The sequence below is a fragment of the Massilia sp. IC2-477 genome (assembly GCF_020707265.1).
Classification (GTDB): Bacteria; Pseudomonadota; Gammaproteobacteria; order Burkholderiales; family Burkholderiaceae_D; genus Telluria.
The window spans coordinates 443,412-466,059 of the sequence record NZ_JAJFEQ010000003.1; the positions used below are offsets into that span (position 1 = coordinate 443,412).

Annotated in this window: 26 protein-coding genes; 18 read left to right on the forward strand and 8 right to left on the reverse strand. The window is 65.4% G+C overall.

Going from position 1 to position 22,648, the window contains the following annotated elements; genetic code table 11:
• Genes mltG through LK542_RS08145 form a run of 5 tightly spaced genes read left to right on the forward strand, consistent with a single transcriptional unit; the run spans position 1 to position 3,611 of the window.
• Complete coding sequence (mltG, locus tag LK542_RS08125; protein WP_227811491.1) at positions 1-999, forward strand: endolytic transglycosylase MltG; 999 nt, start codon at positions 1-3, stop codon at positions 997-999.
• Positions 996-1,625, forward strand: coding sequence for a dTMP kinase (tmk, locus tag LK542_RS08130; RefSeq protein WP_227811493.1), 630 nt, complete (start codon positions 996-998; stop codon positions 1,623-1,625). Before mltG ends, tmk begins: the two co-directional genes overlap by 4 nt.
• A gap of 2 nt (positions 1,626-1,627) precedes the next feature.
• Positions 1,628-2,647 carry a DNA polymerase III subunit delta' gene (locus LK542_RS08135; RefSeq protein WP_229521231.1) on the forward strand — a complete coding sequence of 340 codons (1,020 nt, stop codon included), beginning with the start codon at positions 1,628-1,630 and terminating at the stop codon, positions 2,645-2,647.
• 10 nt (positions 2,648-2,657) lie between these two features.
• A complete protein-coding gene (locus LK542_RS08140) occupies positions 2,658-3,044 on the forward strand; it encodes a PilZ domain-containing protein (protein WP_227803010.1) in 387 nt (128 codons plus the stop codon).
• Positions 3,045-3,092: 48 nt separating this feature from the next.
• Positions 3,093-3,611, forward strand: coding sequence for a GNAT family N-acetyltransferase (locus tag LK542_RS08145; protein WP_227803009.1), 519 nt, complete (start codon positions 3,093-3,095; stop codon positions 3,609-3,611).
• Between the two features lie 6 nt (positions 3,612-3,617).
• Here LK542_RS08145 and LK542_RS08150 read toward each other — a convergent pair whose 3' ends face one another.
• Positions 3,618-4,634 (reverse strand): transporter, encoded by a 1,017-nt coding sequence (locus LK542_RS08150; RefSeq protein WP_227803008.1) that lies wholly within the window; start codon positions 4,632-4,634, stop codon positions 3,618-3,620.
• Positions 4,635-4,713: 79 nt separating this feature from the next.
• Here LK542_RS08150 and LK542_RS08155 point away from each other — a divergent pair, with 79 nt between their 5' ends.
• The 9 genes from LK542_RS08155 to LK542_RS08195 all read left to right on the forward strand — a co-directional run bounded on the left by LK542_RS08155 (position 4,714) and on the right by LK542_RS08195 (position 11,311).
• Positions 4,714-5,496 (forward strand): TatD family hydrolase, encoded by a 783-nt coding sequence (locus tag LK542_RS08155; RefSeq protein WP_227811494.1) that lies wholly within the window; start codon positions 4,714-4,716, stop codon positions 5,494-5,496.
• Between the two features lie 2 nt (positions 5,497-5,498).
• Positions 5,499-6,152, forward strand: coding sequence for an ankyrin repeat domain-containing protein (locus tag LK542_RS08160; protein ID WP_227811495.1), 654 nt, complete (start codon positions 5,499-5,501; stop codon positions 6,150-6,152).
• Positions 6,153-6,269: 117 nt separating this feature from the next.
• On the forward strand, positions 6,270-7,184 hold the full coding sequence (locus LK542_RS08165; RefSeq protein WP_227811496.1) for a methyltransferase domain-containing protein: 915 nt from the start codon (positions 6,270-6,272) through the stop codon (positions 7,182-7,184).
• A gap of 151 nt (positions 7,185-7,335) precedes the next feature.
• On the forward strand, positions 7,336-7,536 hold the full coding sequence (locus LK542_RS08170) for a hypothetical protein (RefSeq protein WP_227803004.1): 201 nt from the start codon (positions 7,336-7,338) through the stop codon (positions 7,534-7,536).
• A gap of 107 nt (positions 7,537-7,643) precedes the next feature.
• Positions 7,644-7,871: a DUF6139 family protein gene (locus LK542_RS08175; RefSeq protein WP_227803003.1), complete on the forward strand. Its 228-nt coding sequence runs from the start codon at positions 7,644-7,646 to the stop codon at positions 7,869-7,871.
• A gap of 178 nt (positions 7,872-8,049) precedes the next feature.
• Positions 8,050-8,949, forward strand: a complete 900-nt coding sequence (lpxO, locus tag LK542_RS08180; protein ID WP_227811497.1) for a lipid A hydroxylase LpxO — start codon at positions 8,050-8,052, stop codon at positions 8,947-8,949.
• A gap of 45 nt (positions 8,950-8,994) precedes the next feature.
• Complete coding sequence (locus LK542_RS08185) at positions 8,995-9,678, forward strand: alpha/beta hydrolase (protein ID WP_227811498.1); 684 nt, start codon at positions 8,995-8,997, stop codon at positions 9,676-9,678.
• A gap of 73 nt (positions 9,679-9,751) precedes the next feature.
• Complete coding sequence (wrbA, locus tag LK542_RS08190) at positions 9,752-10,351, forward strand: NAD(P)H:quinone oxidoreductase (protein ID WP_227811499.1); 600 nt, start codon at positions 9,752-9,754, stop codon at positions 10,349-10,351.
• A 261-nt stretch (positions 10,352-10,612) separates the two neighbouring features.
• Positions 10,613-11,311 (forward strand): glutathione binding-like protein, encoded by a 699-nt coding sequence (locus tag LK542_RS08195; protein ID WP_227811500.1) that lies wholly within the window; start codon positions 10,613-10,615, stop codon positions 11,309-11,311.
• Here the strand turns inward: LK542_RS08195 and LK542_RS08200 are convergent.
• Entirely contained in the window at positions 11,295-12,626 is a 1,332-nt protein-coding gene (locus LK542_RS08200; protein ID WP_227811502.1) for a PEP-CTERM sorting domain-containing protein, read from the reverse strand. The genes LK542_RS08195 and LK542_RS08200 overlap by 17 nt on opposite strands.
• A gap of 222 nt (positions 12,627-12,848) precedes the next feature.
• Here LK542_RS08200 and LK542_RS08205 point away from each other — a divergent pair, with 222 nt between their 5' ends.
• The gene (locus tag LK542_RS08205; protein ID WP_227811504.1) at positions 12,849-13,826 is read left to right on the forward strand and encodes a tripartite tricarboxylate transporter substrate binding protein; all 978 of its coding nucleotides are present in this window, start codon (positions 12,849-12,851) and stop codon (positions 13,824-13,826) included.
• 69 nt (positions 13,827-13,895) lie between these two features.
• Here the strand turns inward: LK542_RS08205 and LK542_RS08210 are convergent, their stop codons facing one another.
• Both LK542_RS08210 and LK542_RS08215 read right to left on the reverse strand, forming a co-directional pair.
• The gene (locus LK542_RS08210; RefSeq protein ID WP_227811506.1) at positions 13,896-15,866 is read right to left on the reverse strand and encodes a U32 family peptidase; all 1,971 of its coding nucleotides are present in this window, start codon (positions 15,864-15,866) and stop codon (positions 13,896-13,898) included.
• A gap of 91 nt (positions 15,867-15,957) precedes the next feature.
• Entirely contained in the window at positions 15,958-16,686 is a 729-nt protein-coding gene (locus LK542_RS08215; protein WP_227811507.1) for a siderophore-interacting protein, read from the reverse strand.
• An 84-nt stretch (positions 16,687-16,770) separates the two neighbouring features.
• Here LK542_RS08215 and LK542_RS08220 point away from each other — a divergent pair, with 84 nt between their 5' ends.
• Positions 16,771-17,214, forward strand: a complete 444-nt coding sequence (locus tag LK542_RS08220) for a MarR family transcriptional regulator (protein ID WP_227811509.1) — start codon at positions 16,771-16,773, stop codon at positions 17,212-17,214.
• Here LK542_RS08220 and LK542_RS08225 read toward each other — a convergent pair.
• The 4 genes from LK542_RS08225 to LK542_RS08240 all read right to left on the reverse strand — a co-directional run bounded on the left by LK542_RS08225 (position 17,178) and on the right by LK542_RS08240 (position 21,174).
• Positions 17,178-17,729, reverse strand: coding sequence for a putative glycolipid-binding domain-containing protein (locus tag LK542_RS08225; protein WP_227811511.1), 552 nt, complete (start codon positions 17,727-17,729; stop codon positions 17,178-17,180). The genes LK542_RS08220 and LK542_RS08225 overlap by 37 nt on opposite strands.
• A 65-nt stretch (positions 17,730-17,794) precedes the next feature.
• Positions 17,795-17,992, reverse strand: coding sequence for a hypothetical protein (locus tag LK542_RS08230; RefSeq protein ID WP_227811513.1), 198 nt, complete (start codon positions 17,990-17,992; stop codon positions 17,795-17,797).
• 195 nt (positions 17,993-18,187) lie between these two features.
• Positions 18,188-19,147 carry a chemotaxis protein gene (locus LK542_RS08235; RefSeq protein ID WP_227802990.1) on the reverse strand — a complete coding sequence of 320 codons (960 nt, stop codon included), beginning with the start codon at positions 19,145-19,147 and terminating at the stop codon, positions 18,188-18,190.
• A 140-nt stretch (positions 19,148-19,287) separates the two neighbouring features.
• Positions 19,288-21,174 carry an AI-2E family transporter gene (locus LK542_RS08240; RefSeq protein ID WP_227811514.1) on the reverse strand — a complete coding sequence of 629 codons (1,887 nt, stop codon included), beginning with the start codon at positions 21,172-21,174 and terminating at the stop codon, positions 19,288-19,290.
• Positions 21,175-21,380: 206 nt separating this feature from the next.
• On the opposite strand from LK542_RS08240, the gene LK542_RS08245 reads away from it, so the two are divergent.
• Complete coding sequence (locus LK542_RS08245) at positions 21,381-21,941, forward strand: sigma-70 family RNA polymerase sigma factor (RefSeq protein WP_227811516.1); 561 nt, start codon at positions 21,381-21,383, stop codon at positions 21,939-21,941.
• The gene (locus LK542_RS08250; RefSeq protein ID WP_227811518.1) at positions 21,938-22,648 is read left to right on the forward strand and encodes an anti-sigma factor domain-containing protein; all 711 of its coding nucleotides are present in this window, start codon (positions 21,938-21,940) and stop codon (positions 22,646-22,648) included. The genes LK542_RS08245 and LK542_RS08250 overlap by 4 nt, the downstream gene beginning before the upstream one ends.

Below are 22,648 nucleotides of genomic sequence, written 5' to 3' on the forward strand. Positions count from 1 at the left end.
ATGGCATTCATCAAAAAATTAGTGGTCACCGGCGTCATCGTCTCGATCGCCGCAGTCGCCGGCTTTTCATACTGGGCCAAAAGCCCGCTGACGACAGACGGTCCGGCAATCGACTTCACCATCGACCCGGGCGTCGGCGTCGGCGTGGCCACCCAGCAGATGGTCAAGGCCGGCGTGCCGGTCAATCCGCAGCTGTTCAACATCCTGGCCCGCGTCACGGGCGAAGCCGGGCGGATCAAGGCCGGCAGCTACGAGCTCAAGCCGAACACCACGCCGCGCAACCTGTTGCGCCAGCTGGTGCGCGGCGAATTCGCGCAGGAAGCCGTCACCATCGTCGAAGGCTGGACCTTCAAGCAGATGCGCACCGCCCTCGCGGCCCACGAGCGCCTGCGTCACGACACCGTCAAGCTCTCGGACGACGAGCTGATGAAGAAGATTTCGAGCGAGTACACCAATCCGGAAGGCCTGTTCTTCCCGGATACCTACCTGTTCGCCAAGGGCTCCTCCGAGCTGGCCATCTACAAGCAGGCCCACCAGGCCATGCTGAACCACCTGAAGGCTGCCTGGGAAACGCGCGATCCGAGCCTGCCGTACAAGAACCCGTACGAGGCCTTGATCATGGCGTCGATCATCGAAAAGGAAACCGGGCAGAAGAGCGAGCGCGGCATGATCGCCGGCGTGTTCGTCAACCGCCTGCGTACCGGCATGATGCTGCAGACCGACCCGGCCGTGATCTACGGCATGGGCGAGCGCTTCGGCGGCGACATCCGCAAGAAGGACCTGCAGACCGACACCCCGTACAATACCTATACCCGCACCGGCCTGCCGCCCACGCCGATTTCGCTGCCGGGCGTGCAGTCGCTGGCGGCGGCGCTGGCGCCGGCCAAGACCCAGGCGCTGTATTTCGTGTCGCGCGGCGACGGCACCAGCCATTTCTCGGAGAACCTGAACGAGCACAACCGTGCAGTCAACCAGTATCAGCGGCGGACGGGCAAATGACGCAAGGCGGTAGGGAAGTGCAAGGCAAGTTCATCACCTTCGAAGGCATCGACGGGGCCGGCAAATCGACCCACATCGGCTTCGTCGCCGAGTTCCTGGCGTCGCGCGGCAAGACCGTGGTGTCGTCGCGCGAACCGGGCGGCACGCCGCTGGGCGAAAAGCTGCGCGAACTGCTGCTCCACGAGAAGATGCACCTGGAAACCGAAGCCCTGCTGATGTTCGCCAGCCGCCGTGAGCACATGGCGCAAGTCATCGAGCCGGCCCTGGGGCGCGGCGACTGGGTACTGTCGGACCGGTTCACGGACGCCAGCTTCGCCTACCAGAGCGGCGGCCGGGGCCTGGACCGCAGCCGGCTGGAAGCGCTGGAACACTGGGTGCATCCGAAGCTGCAGCCGGACCTGACCCTGCTGTTCGACGTGCCGCTGGAGGTGGCCCGCGAGCGCCTGGACGCCACCCGCACCCTCGACAAGTTCGAGCGCGAGCAGGCGGCGTTCTTCGAGAAATGCCGTAACGAATACCTGCGCCGCGCGGCGCAATTCCCCGAGCGCATCGTGGTGGTGGATTCGACCCAGACCATCGAGGCCATCCAGGTGCGCTTGGCTGAAGTGTTGGAGAAATTGTTGTGACGATGTACCCCTGGCAGCAAACGGCGTGGGAGCGCCTGCAGCAGATGCGCGAACGACTGCCGCACGCCATCCTGTTCCACGGCCCGCTTGGGGTCGGCAAGGCCGATTTCATGGAGACCTTTGCCCAGGCTCTGCTGTGCGAGAACGTGCGCCCCGACGGCCACGCCTGCAACGCATGCGCGTCCTGTGGCTGGTTCTTGCAGAACAACCACCCGGACTACCGCCGCGTGCGGCCGGAGGCGCTGGAAGACGATCCGGCAGGTGAGGTCGAGGAGGGCGGCGAGACCGCCACCAAGGCCAAGTCGACCAAGGCGCCGTCGAAAGAAATCAAGATCGAGCAGGTGCGCGCACTGGGCGACTTCATGAACATCTCGACCCACCGCCAGGGCCTGCGCGTGGTGGTGCTGTATCCGGCGGAAGCGCTGAATATGCCGGCCTCGAATGCGCTGCTCAAGACCCTGGAAGAACCGCCGCCGGGCACTGTGTTCCTGCTGGCCTCGAACAGCCTGGACCGCCTCCTGCCGACCATCCTGTCGCGCTGCCGCAAGTTCGCGCTGCCGATGCCGGCCCACGACGAGGCGCTGGCCTGGCTCAAGGCCCAGGGTGTGCAGGATGCCGACAGCTGGCTGCGCGAGCAGGGCGGCGCGCCGCTCGCCGCGCTGGCGGAGGCGGAAGCCGGCAGCCGCGAAGAGATGGATGTGCTGCTGCACTTCCTGGCCAATCCGAGCGTCGAGGGCTCCTTGCGCGCGGCCGAGAAGCTGGCCAAGGCGCAGTTGTCGGCGCTGGTCGCCTGGCAGCAGCGCTGGCTGTACGATGTGCTGTCGGTGAAGCTGTCCGGCCGAATCCGCTATTATCCGCGCTATCAGAAGGAGCTTGCCGGACTGGCGGGCAGGGTAGCGACCGGCAATCTGAACCGGGCGATCAAGGCCGCCAACGAGCGCCGCGCCGTCGCCGACCATCCCCTTTCGGCGAAATTGTTTGTCGAAGATATGTTGCTTGAGTACACTTCGTGCTGTGCATGAAAGGAAACCGATGAGCGCCACCCCCGGAGAGCAGCAGGGAACGGCGGCCCCGCAGCCGCCGCGGCCGTCCGTGCTGTCGCTGGCGATCAAGGAAAAGGCCGCGCTGTACGCCGCCTACATGCCCTTCCTGAAGAACGGCGGCATGTTCGTGCCGACCACCAAACCTTATAAAATCGGCGACGAAATCTACCTGATCCTGTCGCTGATGGACGACCCCAACAAATACCCGATCGCCGGCAAGGTGGCCTGGATCACCCCGGCTGGCGCGAACAACAGCAAGGCGCAGGGCATCGGCGTGCACTTCCCGGCGGACGAAGCCGGCCAGCGCGCCAAGCTGAGGATCGAAGAAATCCTCGGCGCTGCACTGCGCTCCTCGCGCGCCACGCATACCCTCTAGTTCAGTTTTCCTTACCTTTGCTGACTTTGGATCAGCCTCGCTTAATCTATGCCGTCCTACGTCCACCGCCTTGCCACCCGCGACGACCTGCCGGTCATCGTCGATATCTACAATTCCACCATCGCTTCGCGTGAAGTGACCGCCGACACCGAACCGATCACGGTGCAGTCGCGCGAAGCCTGGTTTGCCGACCATACGCCAGAGCGCCGGCCGCTGTGGGTGATCCATTCTGCTGAGGATACTGCTGAGCAGCCGGAAGTATTGGGCTGGCTGTCCTACTCGAATTTTTACGGCCGCCCGGCCTATTCGGGGACGGCCGAGGTGTCGATCTACATCGCGGAACAGGCGCGTGGCAAAGGCATCGGGCGCTATTGCCTGGAGCTGGCCATTGCGCATGCGCCGAAGGTAAACGTGCATACGCTGCTGGGCTTCATCTTCGGCCACAATGCGCCGAGCCTGGCGCTGTTCGGACAATACGGCTTCGAGAAGTGGGCGCATTTCCCACGCGTCGCGAACCTGGATGGCATCGAGCGCGATCTGATCATCCTCGGGAAGCGGGTCGCTTGACTCCGTTCAGCGCTGCCGCTGCAGCCTCAGCAGGACCCAGGCGACGAGGGCACTGAAGCCGCCGATCAGGCCGAGTACGATCAGGAACCCGTGCGGGTGTTCGGCCAGCGGCACCCCGCCCACGTTCATCCCCATCAGGCCGGCGACGATATTGATCGGCAGGGCCATGACGGTCACGATGGTCAGGAGGAAGAGGCTGCGGTTGTTGTCTTCGTTGACGCCAGCGGCAATCTCCTCCTGCAGCAGCTTGATCCGTTCCTGCAGAGCGCTCATGTCGCTCAGCACCACGTCGAATTCTTCGGTCGCCTGGCGCAGGTCCTGCAGGTCGTGCGCGGTGATCCACAGCGGTGGACGCTGCAGCAGGCGGAACACGGCCGCCGGCTCCGGCGCCAGCAGGCGGCGCAGCCGTACCAGGACGCGCCGCAGGGCGCCCAAGTCTTCGCGCTTGCGGGTGGGGCGACCGGACAACAACTGGTCCTCGATCACGTCGGCCCGGGCCACCGCTTCACGCACGATGTTGACCAGTACCTCGGCCTGGTCGCGCAGCAGGTGCACCAGCAACTGGATTGGACTGTCTAAGGTTTCGCCCTGCCGCAGTGCCTGGCGCAGGCGTTCGATCGATTCCAGCGGCTTGCGACGCGCGCTGAAGACGCCGTAGGGCGTTACGTGCACCCACAGCGTCGAGATGTCGGCGTCGTCCAGCGTGAAGTTGTGCAGCACGTCATTGACGACCGCGATCAGGGCATCGTCGGCCGCCTCGATGCGGGTCGAGCGCGAGCCCTGGTGCAGGGCGGCGAAGAATTCCTCGGGCAGCCCCGCCTGGGTGCGCAGCCAGCGCTCGCTGGCCGAGTTCGACAGATTGAAATGCATCCAGATGAATTGCGAGGGCGGCCGCCGCGCCAGCCATTCCATGGCTTCAACCGTACCAATGGGAACCGCCGGCGCCGCCGGCGCCATCAGGTAGCCCCATACCAGCCCGGAATCGTCCGATCCGTAGTTGAAGTTCTCGATTGCCATGCGCATCCCGTCCAGTGGTCCTTAGGATATTGTAGAGCAAGCACCGGCAGCGACGGACCGGAGCCGACTGGATTAAAATGACGGGATGTTTATCGATTCCCACTGCCACATCAATTTCCCGGAGCTGGCTGCCCGGATGCCCGAGATCCTGGCCAAGATGGCCGAGAACAAGGTGACGCACGCGCTGTGCGTTTCCGTCGACCTGCCGGACTTTCCGCAGGTGCGCGCCCTCGCTGAAGAACACCCCCACATCTTTGCTTCCGTCGGCGTCCACCCCGACTACGAAGACACGCCCGAACCCACCGTCCAGCAGCTGGTCGAGCTGGCCAACCACCCGAAGATCGTCGCCATCGGCGAAACCGGTCTCGACTATTACCGCCTCGAGGGCGACCTCGAATGGCAGCGCGAGCGCTTCCGTACTCACATCCGCGCCTCGCGTGAAACGCGCAAACCCCTGATCATCCATACTCGCGCCGCCTCCGCCGACACCATCCGCATCATGAAGGAAGAGGGCGCCGGCACCGAGGCGGGCGGCGTGGCCGGCGTCATGCACTGCTTTACCGAATCGCTGGAGGTTGCCCAGGCCGCCATGGAGCAGGGCTTCTACATCTCGTTCTCCGGCATCGTCACCTTCAAGAGCGCCAAGGAGCTGCAGGAAGTCGCGAAGGCCGTTCCGCTAGAACGCATGCTGATCGAGACCGATTCGCCCTACCTGGCGCCGGTACCCTTCCGCGGCAAGATGAACGAGCCGGGCTATGTGGCCCACGTGGGCGAATTCATCGCCAACCTGAAGGGCGTGTCGCTGCGCGACGTCGCCGCGCAGACCAGCGAGAACTTCTTCAACCTGTTCCAGACCGCGAAAGCCTGACTATGCTTCTCATCCGCCGCGCCATCCTCGTCGTATCCGTATTGACCTCCGGCGTGGCGACAGCTGCCACGCCGCAGCAGATCGCGGATTTCTTCCGTGCGGTGCAGGTCGATAACGTCTCGGCCGTCAAGGGGATGGTCGGCAAGGAAGTCAACGCCAACGAGATCAACCCGGTGGGCGGCGAGCCGGCACTGGTGCTGGCGGTGCGCGAGGGTTCGATGCGGGTGTTCGATGCGCTGCTCGCCCATCCGGGCACCGACCTGGAAGCAAAGGCGATGAACGGCAACACGGCGCTGATGATGGCCGCCTTCAAGAACAACCGGCGCGCCGCCGAGGCGCTGCTGGCCAAGGGCGCGCAGGTCAACCGCGCCGGCTGGACGCCGTTACACTACGCGGCCGCCGCCGGCAGCGAGGACATCGCGCGCCTCCTGATTGCCCGCAAGGCGAAGCTGGATGCGGTCTCGCCGCGTGAAAGCGGCGCCTACACGCCCCTGATGATGGCGGCGCGCGAAGGCCAGCCCGCTGTGGTCCGGCTGCTGCTGGAGGGGGGCGCCAATCCGCAGCTCAAGAACACGGAGGGCCTGACTGCGGCCCAGATCGCGGAGCGCGCCGGCCAGACCGACATCGCCGCAAGCATTACTTCCTTCAAACGCTGACGTTTTTTGCATTTCCTGTGGGAACTGGACGGTAAACACCCTCCAGCTCGACGCATGGGCGCCGTGCATCCTTGGCCATAATGGCTTCACTGTACAACTTGTACGTCGAGGATACCGATGCTGAACGAACGCGAAATCGAAAGCTGCTACCTGGGGCAGTTCATTCCAGTCCACTACCATCACAACATGCTGATGGACCAGAACAGGATGCACAGCTTCAAGTCTGCCATCCATTATGCGGTGAAACCTGGCGCCAAGGTGCTGGAACTGGGTGGCGGGACGGGCGTCCTGTCCTTCTTCGCGGCTCAGCAGGCGGCGAAGGTCTATTGCGTTGAATTCAATCCCGACATGGTGCGTGAGGCGCGCAAGTTCCTGGCGGTGAATCCCAACGGCCACAAGGTCGAGGTGATCCACGCCGACGCCTTCGACTACCTGCCGCCCGAGCCGGTGGACGTCGTGATCTGCGAAATGATCCACGTCGCCATGCTCCGCGAGAAGCAGGTCGAGGTGATCGAATCCTTCAAGCGCCGCTATCTGGCCAAGTTCGGCGGCCCGCTGCCGGTGTTCCTGCCGGAAGCCGTGATCATGGCGGCCCAGCCGATCCAGCAGGAATACGATTTCGAGGGTTTCTACGCCCCGATCGTCCAGTTCCAGGAAACCGGCGTGGTCTACCCGGGCACCGTCGAGCTCGGCCAGCCGGCCGTGTACAGCCTGATCGACTTCAGCCAGCCGGTCGACAATGTGTTCGCCTGGGAAGGCGGGATCGTGGCGGAGAAGAGCGGCATGCTCAATGCGATGCGTTTCATCACCAAGAACGTGCTGGCGATCGTGCAGGAAGAGTCGAACACGATCGACTGGCTGAACCACTACATGACGCTGCCGCTGGCCCAGCCGGTGAAGGTGGAGGCGGGCGACCTGGTGCACGTGGCCTTCCAGTACCGCGCGGGCGGGTCGATTCCGTCGCTGCAGGCTTCGCTGCGCGCGCAGGTCGTGAACCAACGCGTCACGGAGCAGGTCGCGGCCTTCGCCTGATGCCTCCGCAGGTGGGCGGATTTCGCGCCGCTCACCCTGCAAATTTCCCCGTCCACCCCGCCTTTTGCCCCGTCCGTCGCACACGGATTGTCGCTCCCGTCCCGGTAACTTACAGTTCTCCTACCCCTTACCACCCAAAGGAACGAGAACAATGTTAGGTTTCCTGCTATGGTTGCTGCTGCTGTTCCTGTGCTGGCCCATCGCCCTGCTGGCCCTGGTGCTGTACCCGCTGGTGTGGCTGCTTCTGCTGCCGTTCCGGCTGCTCGGTGTCGGCGTCGAGGCCGTGTTCGAACTGTTGCGCGCCATTGTGATGTTGCCCGCGCGCATACTCGGGGCATCGCCCGGCCGCTGAGTGCGCGGCTGAGTGTGGGTCAATTAACAGACGACAGCGCCTTAATCTTTTCTACTGTGGGTGCCCGCTTTCATCGGGAAAGCGGGCTTTGACTTGAGGAAACGACTATGCGCTTGGATATTTACCGCAGACCAGAAAACGACGGCAAACTGTCCTACCTGGCGGTGCCGGAAGCACGCAACATCCCTGAAGAAGCCACCAACACCGACTGGGAAATCGAAGTCCGTGCCATCGAGGTGGCGGACGATGCCGACGAACTGGAAGACTACGACCTGCAGAACGTGGCCGGCCAGATCAGCGAAAAAGGGTATGCGATCACCTCGGTCCAGCACTGAGTTTCTCTCAGTCCGGCAGCCTCGCCGGACTGAAGTATCGACCCCGCGCCGGCGCGCGCACCGCGCTTAGCCGGCGCAACATGGTTCCACGGAATAACGACCCCGCCTTCGACGGCTGAGTGGCCGTTGTGGTATCCTGCGTCCCTTATCAGGCAAGCCAGCAAGGACGGAGGACGTAATGAAGTGGTTAGTGGTCGGATTTTATATCCTGTCGATCCTGCATATCCACTTCCGCGGCCGCGTGCGCCTGCCTTTCCGTCGCCAGCTGTTCGACCACTCGTCGTTCATGGCGCCGATCAACATCTTCATGCATAAGTTCTCGAAGGTGCCGAGCACGCCCTTCATCCCGGTGAGCGAATTCCCGGAACTGGCGAAGCTGCAGGAGAACTGGCCGATCATCCGCGCCGAAGCCGAAAACCTGCTGGCCCTCAAAAAGATCAAGGCCGCCGAGCAGAATGACGACGCGGGTTTCAATTCATTCTTCAAGAACGGCTGGAAGCGCTTTTATCTGAAATGGTATGACGCCAGCCATCCATCGGCCGAGCGCCTGTGCCCGCAGACCTATGCGCTGCTGCAGGCTATCCCCTCGGTCAAGGCCGCGATGTTCGCCGAGCTGCCGCCGGGCGGTAAGCTGAACCCGCACCGCGACCCCTTCGCCGGCTCGATGCGCTACCACCTGGGCCTGGCCACGCCGAACGACGACCGCTGCTTCATCGAAGTCGACGGCGAACGCCACAGCTGGCGCGACGGCCAGGGCGTCGTGTTCGACGAAACCTTCATCCACTGGGCCATCAACGGCAGCGAAAGCGACCGCGTGATCCTGTTCTGTGACGTCGAGCGCCCGATGCGCTACCGCTGGATGGGGTCCTTCAATCGCTGGTTCGGCCGCACCGTGATGACTGCCGCCGCCTCGCCCAACGAAACGGGCGACCAGGTCGGCCTGGTGAGCAAGCTGTTCCGCATCTCTTTCTACATGGGCCAGTACCGCCGCCGCTTCAAGGCGTGGAACAAGACCGCCTACAACATCACGCGCGTGCTACTGGTGATCGCGCTGGCCGCCTTCATCTACTGGATCTGACCGGGTAAGGCTTGCCTGCCCGGGCCACCCGTCCGAGGAGGCCCCATGTCCGCCGATGCCCGCTTGGCGGCGCGTCCCGCGCCCGCCACCACCGTCTTTCCCGCTGATTCCCCGATGGGCCTGCACGAGCTGGCCGTCGGCGGCACCCGCGACAGCTACGTCTTCGTTTCCAACCAATACAAGCCCGAGACGCCAGCCCCGCTCGTCCTGCTTCTGCACGGCGCCGGCGGCCATGCCCATGACGGCTTGCGCGTGTTGCTGCACTTGGCCGACCAGGCCGGTCTGATCCTGATTGCGCCTTCCTCACGCCGCAATACCTGGGACATCATCGCCGGGCGCAGCTACGGACCCGACCGCGACCTGGCCGACCGCGCATTGAACGACGTGTTCGCGCGTTATCACGTCGATGCCACACGGCTGGCGGTGGGCGGCTTCTCGGACGGCGCCTCGTATGCGCTGTCGCTGGGCCTGGCCAACGGTGACCTGTTCAGCCACATCCTGGCCTTTTCGCCCGGCTTCATCGGGCCGCTCCAGGCGCGTGGCGAGCCGAAGGTGTTCATTTCGCATGGCACGGAAGATCCCATCCTTCCGATCGACCCCTGCAGCCGCCGGATCGTGCGCCAGCTGCGCGCCGCCGGGTATCCGCTGCGTTACGAAGAGTTCGAGGGTGAGCACGTGATTCCACCGGAAATCGCGCAAGCGGCCCTAAGCTGGTTCAGCGGCGCATAAAGCCTCGCGCGTGCCGCGAAATCGGCGATCGCAGCAGAATAGGGGTTTTGCCAATCACTACAGGGAGGAAGGCATGTCGAAAGTCCTGGTTCTGTATTACTCCACCTATGGCCACATCGAGCAGATGGCGAATGCCGTCGCGGAAGGCGCGCGCTCGACCGGCGCGACGGTGGACGTGAAACGTGTGCCCGAAACGGTACCGGAAGAGATCGCCAAGAACGCCCACTTCAAGCTGCAGCAGGATGCGCCGATCGCGACCGTCAACGAACTGCCGGACTACGACGCCATCATCATCGGCGCGCCAACCCGCTACGGCCGCATGCCGGCCCAGATGGCGGCCTTCCTCGACCAGACCGGCGGCCTGTGGGCGCGCGGCGCCCTGAACGGCAAGGTGGGCGGCGCCTTCACCTCGACCGCCACCCAGCACGGCGGCCAGGAAACGACGCTGTTTTCGATCATCACCAACCTGCTGCACTTCGGCATGACAGTCGTTGGCCTGCCGTACAGCTATGCAGGCCAGATGTCGCTCGACGAGATCGTCGGTGGCAGCCCCTATGGCGCCTCGACCATCGCGGGCGGCCAGGGCCAGCGCCAGCCGAGCGAGATCGAACTGGGCGGCGCACGCCACCAGGGTGAACTGATCGCACGCACCGCCAACAAGCTGTTCGGCTAAGAAGCGCTAAAAGCGGGCCGCCTCCTAATGCCAGTCACTTAAGGGCCATCGCTCATCCGTAGGGTGGGCGGGTCTTCCGCCCACGCGGTCAAATCACAGTACTATAGCCCGTGCGGCTGTTCATATCACCACGCTCACCGCGTGGGCGGGCAAGCCGCCCACCCTACAATTGTCACTAACTGACCGGCATTAGGCCGCCTCCGGCAAGCGCGTGGGAAGTTTGCTATCGTTGGCAGTCCATCAATCCTCGTGGACAACACCATGCCAGACCTCAGCGCTTTCGACATCACTGCCAAGTGGCCCGCACAGCATCCTGACCGCATCCAGCTTTACTCGCTGCCCACGCCGAACGGCGTGAAGGCCTCGATCATGCTGGAAGAGACCAGTTTGCCCTACGAGGCGCACAAGGTCAGCTTCGAGACGAACGACCAGATGTCGCCGGCCTTCCTTTCGCTCAACCCGAACAACAAGATTCCCGCCATCCTCGATCCGAACGGACCGGGCGGCAAGCCGCTGCCGCTGTTCGAATCCGGCGCGATCCTGATCTACCTGGCCGAGAAGAGCGGCAAGTTCCTGCCTAGCGACCCGGCCGGGCGCTACGCCGCGATCCAGTGGCTGATGTTCCAGATGGGCGGGATTGGGCCGATGTTCGGCCAGCTCGGCTTCTTCCACAAGTTCGCCGGCCGCGAACTTGAGGACAAGCGCCCGCGCGACCGCTATGTGAACGAGTCAAAACGCCTGCTCGGCGTGCTCGAAGGCCAGCTGGCAAGGCATCGGTGGGTGGCGGGCGAGGAGTACAGCATCGCGGACATCGCGATCTTCCCCTGGGTGAACAACCTGGTCGGTTTCTACGACGCGGGCGAACTCGTGGGCTTTCAGGATTTCCCGCGCGTGCAGGCCGCGCTCGAAGCCTTCCGCGCGCGTCCGGCCGTTGCTGCCGGACTCAAGATTCCCGCTTGAAGCGGGCGCGCCGGCGCAGGCCCAGCATCGAGGCCAGCGCGCCGGCGAGCAGCCAGGCGCTGCCGGGTTCCGGCACGGTGTTGGGCGCCTTCGGTTCCTGCTCGACGCTTTCGAGCGGAGGCGCCGGCGTGAGCGGCGGTTGCGGGATCAAGGGGCCGGTCTCCGGTCCGGTCGGCGGGAACAGCGGGCCATTGCCGGCCGGCGGGGTCGGCACCGGATTGCCCGGCTGCGGCTGTGGCTCGGGCGTGAACACCGGCATCGGATCCGGCTCCGGCGACGTACCCGGCACGGGCACGGTGCCGGGGTCGCCGGTCACTGGCGGCAGGCCCGTCGGCGGCTGTCCGGCGCCGGTCTCGGGAATCCCGGGCGATGTGACGACGTCGGTGCCGGCGCCTGGTGCAGAGACGGGTTCGCCGCCGCCTGACGTGGGCTGCGACCCGGACGAGCCGCCGCTGCTGCTCTCGCTGCCGCCCGAACCGGTGGGTGTGGGGGTGGGGGCCGGCGTCGCGGCCGGCCGCGGGCGGCTGCCCATGCTGCTGGACGAGCCTGCCATGCCCATCGCGGTGCTCATCGCGGAAGCGGGCGAGAAGGTGCTGCTTGCGAGCATGCTGTCCGGCGCCGTCGCACCCGGCGCCGCGCCGCCGCCGCCACCGCCGCCGAGGCGGCCGGGCGAGCGCTGGCCCGTGTGGCGTGGAATGCCGCCGCCGCCGGCCGTCGACACCGGCAGGCCGTCCGGGCCGAGCGCGTATTCTTCGTCTTCATCGAGCTCGACTGCATTGTCGAGTTCATCCATGGCGGGCTGGTGGGCTTCCACCGGGTACTGGGCCACGTCCGAAATCCGGTTCGCGCAACGTGCCCGCATTTCACTGCGTCCGTCCGACAGCAAGGTCTCGCCCGGCGCCAGCATGACCTTGTGGGCAGTCCAGTAGACCTGTCCACCCTTGCGATAGGACACGTGCACCGCGCGCGGCTTCTGGACCACGACCGGGCGCGCCTGGTCGACGTCGAAAGTAGCGTAATGGCTTGCCACCACCCGATCGGTGCGGATCACGCGCGCCAGTTCGGTCTTGCCGGACACGCCGCCGGGCACCACGGAATAGGGATAGACGCGGCGCACGCCGCGCACGCTCTGCACGCCATCTGTCGACGCCAGCAGGGCAGATGCCTGAACGGCGGAAGCGATCGGGTCCGGTTTCCACGTCAGCATGAACATCGCCGTCGCGCCGAGCAAGCCGGCGGCAGCCATCACAGCCATGCGCTTGTGCAGGCGGGCGCGTGACAGCAGGCGGCGGCTGTAGGGGTAACTGCGGTCCATGTTCGTGGGAAAGTAGGAGAGTTCCTACAGCGTAGTTCATTTCTATTAATAAATCTAGATTTCCTTTGCGAAAATTGACGGGAATGTTGTAATTACCCCGTGCGGGTGTCATCCTGGCCTCAATTCGCGCAAATACCGCCTACGTAGTAGCCGCTGTGTTGCCGGGGGCTGAATAGGATACACTGTCGCTCAATGCCAATTCACTAACAAAGGATGGAGACTATGCGACGACTCTTCGGCACCAAACAATTTGCCTTTGCCCTGGCGGCATCGGTGATGTCCATCAGCGCACTGGCGCAGGGCTGGCCAAGCTCGACGGTGACGGTGGTGGTTCCGTGGCCGCCGGGCGGCCCGTCGGACATTGCGGCGCGTCCGCTGGCCAAGGGCCTGACCCAGGGGCTGGGACAATCCTTCGTGATCGACAACCGCGCGGGCGGCGGCGGCAACATCGGCACGGCGGCGGTGACGCGCGCCAAGCCGGACGGCATGACCCTCCTGATCACCTCGAGCGCACCGATCGTGATCAACCCGAGCCTGTACAAGAACATGAACTTCGACCCGCTGAAGGATCTGGCGCCGGTCACCAACCTCTTGCGCGTGCCGCTGGTGCTGGTCGCCCACCCATCGGTGCCGGCCAAGAACCTGAAGGAACTGATGGCCTATATCCAGTCGAAGAAGGGCCAGTTCTCATACGGCTCCTCGGGCAACGGTACGCCCCAGCACCTGACCAGCGAACTGTTCGCCAGCGTGACCAAGCTCGAGATGACCCACGTGCCCTATAAAGGCTCGGCGCCGGCGATCTCCGACCTGCTGGGCGGCCATATTCCGGTGATGTTCGACAGCACCATCGCGATCATGCCGCACATCAAGAGCGGCAAGGTCAAGCCGATCGCGATCTCCAGCGCCAAGCGCTCGCCACTGCTGCCGGATGTGCCGACCTTCGCCGAAGCCGGCCTGCCGCAGATCGAGTCCTACGCCTGGTACGGCATGTTCGCACCGGCCAAGACCCCGAAAGATGTGGTCGCCAAGATCAATGCGGAAGCCGTCAAGGTCATGAAGCAGCCGGAATTCCAGAAGGTGCTGGCCGATACCGGTTCGGACTTCGTGGGCGATACGCCTGAGAACTTCGGCAAGTTCGTCGCGGCCGAGCACGCGCGCTGGGGCAAGGTGGTCAAGCAAAGCGGCGCGACCGTCGACTGACATTCGCCGCCTCAATGAAAAACGCCGCCTCGGGCAACCGGGCGGCGTTTTTTATCGTCTTCTCAAGACTCAGGCACGCGGGCGCTGCTTATGGAAGACCAGTGGGCTGTAGGGGACGGCCGAAGGCGGCGGCTGCTTGAGGATGTTGTCCTTCATCGCGCCCACCACGTGCATCTCGCAGGGCTTGCAGTCGAAGCGCAGGGTATAGCGCTCGTTGCCGCTGACCAGGGTCATCGGCTCGGCCTTGACCTGGCCCTGCACGCCCTGCACACCCTTGGCCTGCTTTGGGCACAGGTTGAAGGAGAAGCGCAGGCAGTGCTTGGTGATCATCAGGGACACTTCGCCCGGCTCTTCGTGCGCCTCGTAGGCGGCGTCGATCAGCTGCACGCCGTGCTTGTGATAAAAGGCGCGCGCCTTGTCGTTATAGACGTTGGCCAGATAGCTCAGCTGCTGTTCTGGATAGATCGCCGGCGGCTCGGCGGGCGCCTTGCGCTCCGGACGGTCCCAGGCGGCCAGGCGCGCCGCTTCGTGCGCGGCGATGGCGTCGCGGCGCAGCGCATTGATCGCGCTGGCGGCCACGAACCAGGGCTGCGACAGTTGCAGCTCCACCGCGCCGGCCTCGAACATCGTGTTGCCCAGCTTGGCGATGTTGGTGCGCAGCGCGCTGTCCGCCTGCGCCGCCTGCTGGGCCGGCTGCAGGGCGATGTCGGCGCCGGTCACGGTCTCGATGCCGTCCTCATCGACCAGGGTGAGGCGCAGGCCGCCCGGCTGCTCGCCGAGCACGATGTCGACGCGCACCTTGCGCTCGGACGACTTCTTGCTCAGTGCCGATTCCCACTGGTGGTCGCGGTTGCGGTGAACGATGGTACCGACCTTCAGGCCAGCCAGGCTCTTCACCATTTCGTTCGGGAACACGCGCCAGCGCTGGGTGTCCTCGTCTTCGCCCAGCTTCTCCACCGTGTTGGCCTGGATGCCGACCGTATCGCGCTTGTTCATGTAGTTCAGGCCGTCGCCATTGGCCATGGCCGCATTCGTCGCCAGCTCGATGAAATCCGGACCGATGCGCGTCACGCTGCCCAGCTCGACGCCGATGTACTTCGGCGAGTCGAAAGCGCCGATGTCGTCCTGGCGGCCGAGCGCGAAGTAATCGGTATGGCCGCGGTGGAAGTTCTTGTCGACGTCCGGGGTGAACAGCACGCGGGTCGAACCGCTGGCGGCGCGCGCGAATTCCGGACGGCGCTCGAGCAGTTCGTCGAGCAGCAGGCGGTAGTGGGCGGTGATGTTCTTCACGTAGCCCATGTCCTTGTAGCGCCCTTCGATCTTGAAGGAGCGGATGCCGGCGTCGACCAGGGCTTCCAGGTTGCGGCTCTGGTCGTTGTCCTTCATCGACAGCAGGTGCTTTTCGTAGGCCACCACGCGGCCCTGGCCGTCGCTCAGGGTGTAGGGCAGGCGGCAGGCCTGCGAGCAGTCGCCGCGGTTGGCGCTGCGGCCGGTATCGGCGTGCGAGATATAGCACTGGCCCGAGAAGGCCACGCACAGGGCGCCGTGCACGAAGTATTCGAGCGGGGTGTCGACTTCGGCCTTGATCTTCCGGATCTGCTCGACCGTGAGTTCGCGCGCCAGCACCAGCTGCGAGAAGCCGACGTCGCCAAGAAAACGCGCCTTTTCCACGGTGCGGATGTCGCACTGGGTGCTGGCGTGCAGCTGGATCGGCGGCAGGTCCATTTCGAGCAGGCCCATGTCCTGGATGATCAGGGCGTCCACGCCTGCTTCGTATAGCTGCCAGATCTGCTTGCGCGCGAGCTCGAGCTCGCTGTCGTGCATGATCGTGTTCATGGTCACGAAGATGCGCGAGCGGTAGCGGTGCGCGAACTCGACCAGGCTGGCGATGTCTTCCAGCGGATTGCTGGCGTTGTGGCGCGCGCCGAAGGCGGGGCCGCCGATGTACACCGCATCGGCGCCGTGGAGGATGGCCTCGCGGCCGATCTCGGCGGTTTTGGCGGGCGACAGCAGTTCAAGCTGGTGGTCGAGCAGTGACATGGCGGGATCCTTGATGCGAAGGCCGAAATTATAGCCAGATCAAGGCCTTAAGTCATTGACTGGGTTAGCAGCATCGCTGCTTTTTGACCCTTTACTCCAGATTCTCGTGGTGGTCGGCCACACCCTGCTTCCAATAAGCCGACACCCGCATGGCTTCTTTGGCAATGCCTTTCCCGTCGCCGAGCAGAGACCGGACCTGCTTGGCCGTCGCGGCTTCGCCGGCAAACCACGCGAATCCCTCACCAAGCGGCAGAGTTAGGTCGCGCAAGGCGGCGAGCAGGCCCTGGTCGTCCTCGACCCAGGTGAGATCCAGTTGCGCCTGGGTCGGCAGCGGCAGGCGATCGGCTCCGCTAGCGGCCGCGACCACAATCGCGCGGCTGCCGAGCGGCAGTTCGGCCAGCCGGCGCCGGATGGCGGGCAGGGCGCTGCGGTCGCCTGCCAGCAGGTACCAGTCGTACTCCATCGGAATGATCATCGACCCGCGCGGGCCGCCGATGACGGCCTGCTGGCCGACCGCCGCGCTTTTCGCCCAGTCGGACGCGCCGCCGCCTTCGTGGAGGGCGAATTCGAGGGTCAGCTCGCGCTTGTCGGCGTCGTACCACAGCGGCGTGTAGTCGCGCCGCAGCTGCTTGCCCTCGATCTCGAACATGAACTTGACGTGGTCATCGAAAGACGCGGAGACGAAGCCTTCCAGTGCCTCGCCCTGGAAGCTGATGGCGAGAAAACTGTCGCCCAGCGGGTCGACGCGGCTGACCGCCACGTCGCGAATGCGCAGTTCGTGGCGCACACGCTGTACGCCCTTGCGGTTTGGCTGTTCCATGTTGGTCCAAATTGGTTGATAATGTCACCTATTATGGAAAATTTAGTTGATGATGTCAACCATCCGCCTGCGGGCGGAGATGGTGTGTTCGAGGCGATCCACGAGATCATGCATCTGTTCCGGGCGCAGCAATACCGCTCCTTGCGGGCGACCGAGCATGAGCTGAGCCATATGGAAAACCGGGCGCTCGGCTATATCGCGCGCCATCCCGGAGCGACCCAGCGCGACCTGGCCGAACGTTCGGGGCGCGACAAGGCCCAGGTGACGCGGCTGGTGCAGGGCCTGCGCGAAAAGGGCCTGGTCGAGGTGCGTGCGGACGCGCTCGACCGCCGCAGCACGCGCCTGCATCTCACGCCGGCGGGTGCGGCGGTGTACGCCGAGGTGCGCCGCCACGGCGAACGGCTGGCGGCGCAGGCGCTGGCCGGGCTGGACGGGGCCGAGCGCGCCCAGCTGGAGGCCCTGCTGGGCCGGGTCGAGGAGCGCCTGCGCGCTCAGGGCGCATCGACCCGGGTGAACAGCGAAGGGTAGTGCAGCACCAGGCCGTCGGCGTCGAGCTCGAGCTCGGCCTGGAACTCGCCGATTGGTCCCTCGTACAGGCAGCGCCCGTCGGCCAGGCGCGTATAGGCCTGATCAAGGCGCCGCACCTCGAGCGAGGGGACGGCGACCCAGGCGACTGCGATGCCGGTGCGCTGGTGCAGCGCCTCGCCGAGGCGACGGATCGGGAGGGTATTCGTAAACGGGGTGGCGGCGAGGTCGACGTCGATGCAGCCGTCGAGTCGGGGCAAGGCGCGGCCGTCGCTGTCGCGCCAGTGGCCGTCGCCGTCGCTGGTGAGCACCAGGAAACGGCCGCCGGCGGTGTGCACTTCGAGCGAGCGCACGCGCCAGCCGGTATCGCAGCAGATCCGGTAGCTGCAGCCGAACGGGCCGTCGCCGCGGTCGCCGATCACGACTCCGTCGGCGACGATCACGTCCTCGCGGTGATCCAGGATCAGGTGTTCGAGCCCGATGCCCTCCGTGGGGCGCCAACGGTAGCTGCGCTGCATGGCCATTCCTCGTTCCAGCAGCTACGGTAGCACGCCGCGCGCCGGCGCGCAGCGCGTTTCAGAGGTCAATCGTTGCGGGGATAGCGGCGCCGTTCGATGCGGCGGCGTTGTTCGGGCTGGTCGAGCGCGCGCAGCAGGATGTCGCGTGGAATGTGACAGTTGTCGAGGTAATCGAGGGCGAAACGCAGGCCCCGGGTTTCCGCCAGAAAGAAGGCGTACTCGGCAGTCACTGCAGTATCGTCATCGCGTCGTCGTTGCGGCATGGTTCGCTCTCTGCGGGGAGGCCCCGCGTGTCCGGTCGGCGGAAGTCGCCCTCCGCCTAGCAGGTACCCCCGATTGCGTACCGGCTTGTTGTCAATAGTATATCGACTGCCGGTGCGCACACGGGAGATTGTGTTAGCGTTTGTTACATCACAACGGATTCCATGCGCGCCGGGTTGACGCGAGCGTGCGCCGCCTTACTGGCGCAGGACGCGGCGGATTGTGGTCGCCAGGTCTTCGGCCGAGAACTTCGCCACGTAGGCGTCGGCCTGGACGTTCTTGACGTGCTCTTCGTTCGTGGTGCCCGACAGCGAGGAATGGATGATCACCGGCAGGCCGGAAAAGCGCGCGCTCTTCTTGATGTGGCGGGTCAGGGTGAAGCCGTCCATTTCCGGCATCTCGAGGTCGGTCAGCACCAGGGCGACCTTGTCGTGCACCGACTTGCCTTCGGCTTCGGCGGTGCTGGCGATGCTGTTGAGCTGGTCCCAGGCTTCCTTGCCGCTCTTGGCCATGATGAAGGGCAGGCCCATGGCTTCGAAGCCCTGTTCGATTAGCGCACGCGCAACCACCGAATCGTCGGCCGCCAGCACCACCGAGCCCGGTTTGATCTGGATCTTCGAGCCGACCGTCTGCTGGTTGATCTCGGGACCGGAATCCGGGTTCATGTCGCGCAGGATGGTCTCGACGTCGAGCACCTGAGCCAGGCGGCCCGGCTGGCCGTTTTCTTCCGGCAGGCGCGCAATGCTGGTGACCATGCCGCTGGCGGCGGTGCGTTCGGCCGACATCACCTGGTTCCAGTCCAGGCGCACGATCTCCTCGACGCTTTCGACGGCAAACGCCTGGGTGGTTCGGGCGAATTCCGTCACCAGCATGATGTTCAGGCCGGTCTTGGGCTTGACGCCGGCGATCGCCGGCAGGTCCAGCACCTGGATGATCTGGCCGCGCAGGTTGACTACCCCCAGCACGTGCGGCATCGAGCCGGCCACGGCGGTGATTTCGGGCATGGCCACGATTTCGCGGATCTTGAATACGTTGATGCCGAACAGTTCGCTGCGCTCGCCGTTTTCATCGCCGCCGAGGCGGAACAGGAGCAGTTCGAACTTGTTGTTGCTGGTGAGGTTGCTGCGCTCGTCGACTTCTTGTTGAACCGATTTCATATTCCGCCGTTATAAAAGTAATGCCGATAGGAAAGCATTTTACGTGCGAAACATCATGAACCGTAAAGACTGGGGCAAAAAGCTCGTGATTTTTCACACGAGCAAGGCGGAAAAACAACAAATTTGACGATTCCGAATGCTCAACGCACAAGCTCCGGGGCAGCGCTGGTTTTCGCCGGCGCGCTACGGTCCGGCGCCACAAAGGCGAGGCCTTCCTCGAACGAGCGCAGGATCATGTCGACATAGGCCTCGACCAGCGCCCGCTTGGGCAGCTGCTCGTCATACGGCAGCAGCACGGTCACCATCAGCGCTTCCGGCAGGTCGTGGCGCAGCTCGGCGACGGCCGCGCGCCAGGCATCGAAGTTGTCCTGGCGCGGATAGGTGATGAAAACCGTGGACACCAGTTCCGGGGTGCTGCCCTCAGGTCGTTCCAGTGGGGTGCCCACCACCAGGCTGCGGGCGTCGACGTCGCCCTCGCGCAGTGCGCGCACCAGCAGTTCGGTCAGGAATTCGTCGCGCTCCGAGGGCAGGCCGGCGCACAGCACGATCGAGCCGTGCGGCACGTCGAGCGAGCCCTGCCAGCGGCCGAAACGCGCCTCACGCATCTGGCGCAGGTGGGCGCCGATGTTGGCGTCCAGCAGCGGCACCGGTTTGCGCCGGTTGCGCGCACCGCCGTCCGAGGCACAGGCCACGGTTTCCGCGATGTTGGCGATCACCGCGCGCATGCGTGTTTCCTGGGCCTTGTCGATGGTGCCGGTGCCGAGGTCGGACACCGCCATGCGCAGGCCCGGCAGCAGCACGTGGTCGCAGTAGCGCGCGAAGCTGTAGCGGCGCACGTAGGCGCGCGCGTCCTTGGTCAGCTCGTCGGCCTCGCCGGCCAGCACGCGCTGGTGGAAGCGCTCGGCGTCCGACATGTTGGGCGCGTCGCCCAGCAGGATCGTGATCGGCGCCAGCGCCCGCACGTGGCGCCCGGCCACCACCAGGCACAGGGTCAGCGGGGTCGACAGCAGCAGGCCGACCGGGCCCCACAGCGCACCCCAGAACAGGGCCGAGACGATCACCGCCAGCGGCGACAGCCCGGAACTGTGGCCATACACCTTGGGTTCGATGAAGTTGGCCAGCACCAGCTCGAAAGCAAGGAAGATCGCCATGCAGGTAACGGCCAGCGACCAGCCGGGATCGATCGCCGCCACGAACACGGCGATGATGGCGCCGGCCAGCAGCACGCCCAGGTAGGGCACGAAGCGCAGCGCGCCGCTCAGCACGCCCCACAGCACCGCATGCGGGATTCCCGCCAGCCACAAGGACAGGCCGATCACCACCCCGAAGGTGGCGTTGACGATGAACTGCGAGAAGAAGAAGCGCGACACGCCCTGCGCCGCGTCGCCCAGGGTGCGGATGGTGCGGCTCACCTCGGCCTGGCCCGCCAGGCGCACCAGGCGGTCGCGCAGCGAACCCTGTTCGAGCAGGATGAAGACCAGCAGGATCAGCACCACGCCGGCCTCGCCGATCGGCCCCCACACCAGGTTGATCACGCGCCCCAGCGTGTCCTTCATGGTGCGCGGCGTGCGCACTTCCACCGGCAGCGGCTGGTTCGGATTGACCACCAGGTTGCCGCGCCGGACGCGCGCGGCCTCGACCGCCGGCACCGGCGCCACGGCGCTCAGCTCCTGCTCGATGCGGGTGATCGGGCGCTCCACCAGTTCGCGCACCTTGGCCACCTTGGTCTTGATCGCGGCCCGGTACTGCGGCAGGTCGCGGGTGATCGTCACCAGCTGGTCGAACAGCACCGCGCCGACCCCGCCGACGGCGGTCGCGACCAGGGCCACCGACAGCAGCACGGCCGGCATGCGCGCCAGGCCGACCCGGGTCATGCTGCGAACCAGCGGCGCCAGCACCAGGCTCAGGATCAGCGCGAGCGCCAGCGGCTCGAGTACTTCACGACCGAAATACAGCAGGGCGACGACGCAGGTGGCGCTGACGACGGTACCGGCCGTCATGCGCAGGGAAGGTGGCTGGAGATTCATGCAGGACGTTGGTCGGCGAGAGAATTGAGAACCGGGTATGTATAAAGGAAAAAACCGTATTCGCCAAGTGCAATAGGCGGCGAAACGCCTTCGGCACTCGCGCCGCCAGCCAGAACGAGCTGGTCCGTAAGTTATATGCTTGTGTTACATTGGCATGATAGCAACAAAACCGACATTGGAGTGCCCATGAGCCAGGCAGGTGCGGCGTGAACGCTGTGGCCGAATTCGACTATGAAGCAGCCCTCGCGGCATGCGCGCGCGGCGACCAGCTGGCGCTGCGCCGGATCTACGACCAGGACAGCCGCCGCCTGCTGGGCGTGGCGCTGCGCATCGTGCGCCACCGGCAGATTGCCGAAGAAGTGCTGCACGATGCTTTCCTGAATATCTGGACCCGCGCCGCAAGTTTCGATCCGGCGCGCGGCGCCGGTCGTGGCTGGATCTACAGCGTGGTGCGCAACCAGGCCCTGAGCCTGGTGCGCAGCGGCGAACGCGAGGTCGCGGTGGAAGACAGCATGCTGGAGGAGCTGGATGCGGGCACCCTTGGGCTGGCAGGCGGACTCGACGAGACGATCGCACTGCGCCAGGATATTGGCCGTCTGCACGACTGCCTGGTCGGGCTCGATGCCGGCAAGCGCAACAGCATCCTGTATGCCTATATCGACGGCTGCTCGCACAGCGAGATCGCCGAGCGCCTGCAGTCGCCCCTCGGCACCGTCAAGGCCTGGATCAAGCGCGGCTTGTCGGCATTAAGGGAGTGCATGGGATGAACAGTCCGAGCAAGGAAGATCCACAGGACTTGGCCGGCCAATACGTGCTGGGGACCTTGTCCGCCGAAAGCCGGCGCGCCGTCGAGCAGGCGCTGCCGCGGGATGCGGCGCTGCGGGCCGCCGTGCAGGCATGGGAGGCCCGGCTGTTGCCGCTGACGGCGCTGGTGGAGCCGGAAGAACCCTCGTCCCAACTGTGGCCCCGTATCGCGCGTTCGGTGGCGGCACACGCCGGTGGCAAGGCCGGGCGCAGTGCGCCACGGGCGCGCTGGTGGGACAGCCTGGCGCTCTGGCGCGTCGTCGCCGCAGCCGGCGTCGCGGCGGCAATCGTCCTGGCGACCGTTCCACTACAGCCGACGCAGGCGCCAGCCGCACGCTACATGGTGGTACTTGCCGCGCCCGGGAACATGGCGCCTGGCTGGATACTGCAGTCGGTGGATGAGGGGCGCCTGCGTCTGCAGCCGCTGCGGGCGGACGCGGTGCCGGCCGCGCGCGCGCTGCAGCTCTGGACCAAGGCCGACGGCTGGTCCGGCCCGGTGTCGCTCGGCCTGGTCGAACCGGGCAAGACCGTCGAGGTCCCGCTCGGCAAGCTGCCTCCGCTGCAACCGAACCAGCTGTTCGAGATCACGCTCGAACCGCCGGCGGGCTCGCCGCTCGGCCGGCCGACCGGTCCGATCCTGTTCATCGGGCGCGCCGTCAAGATGACTTAG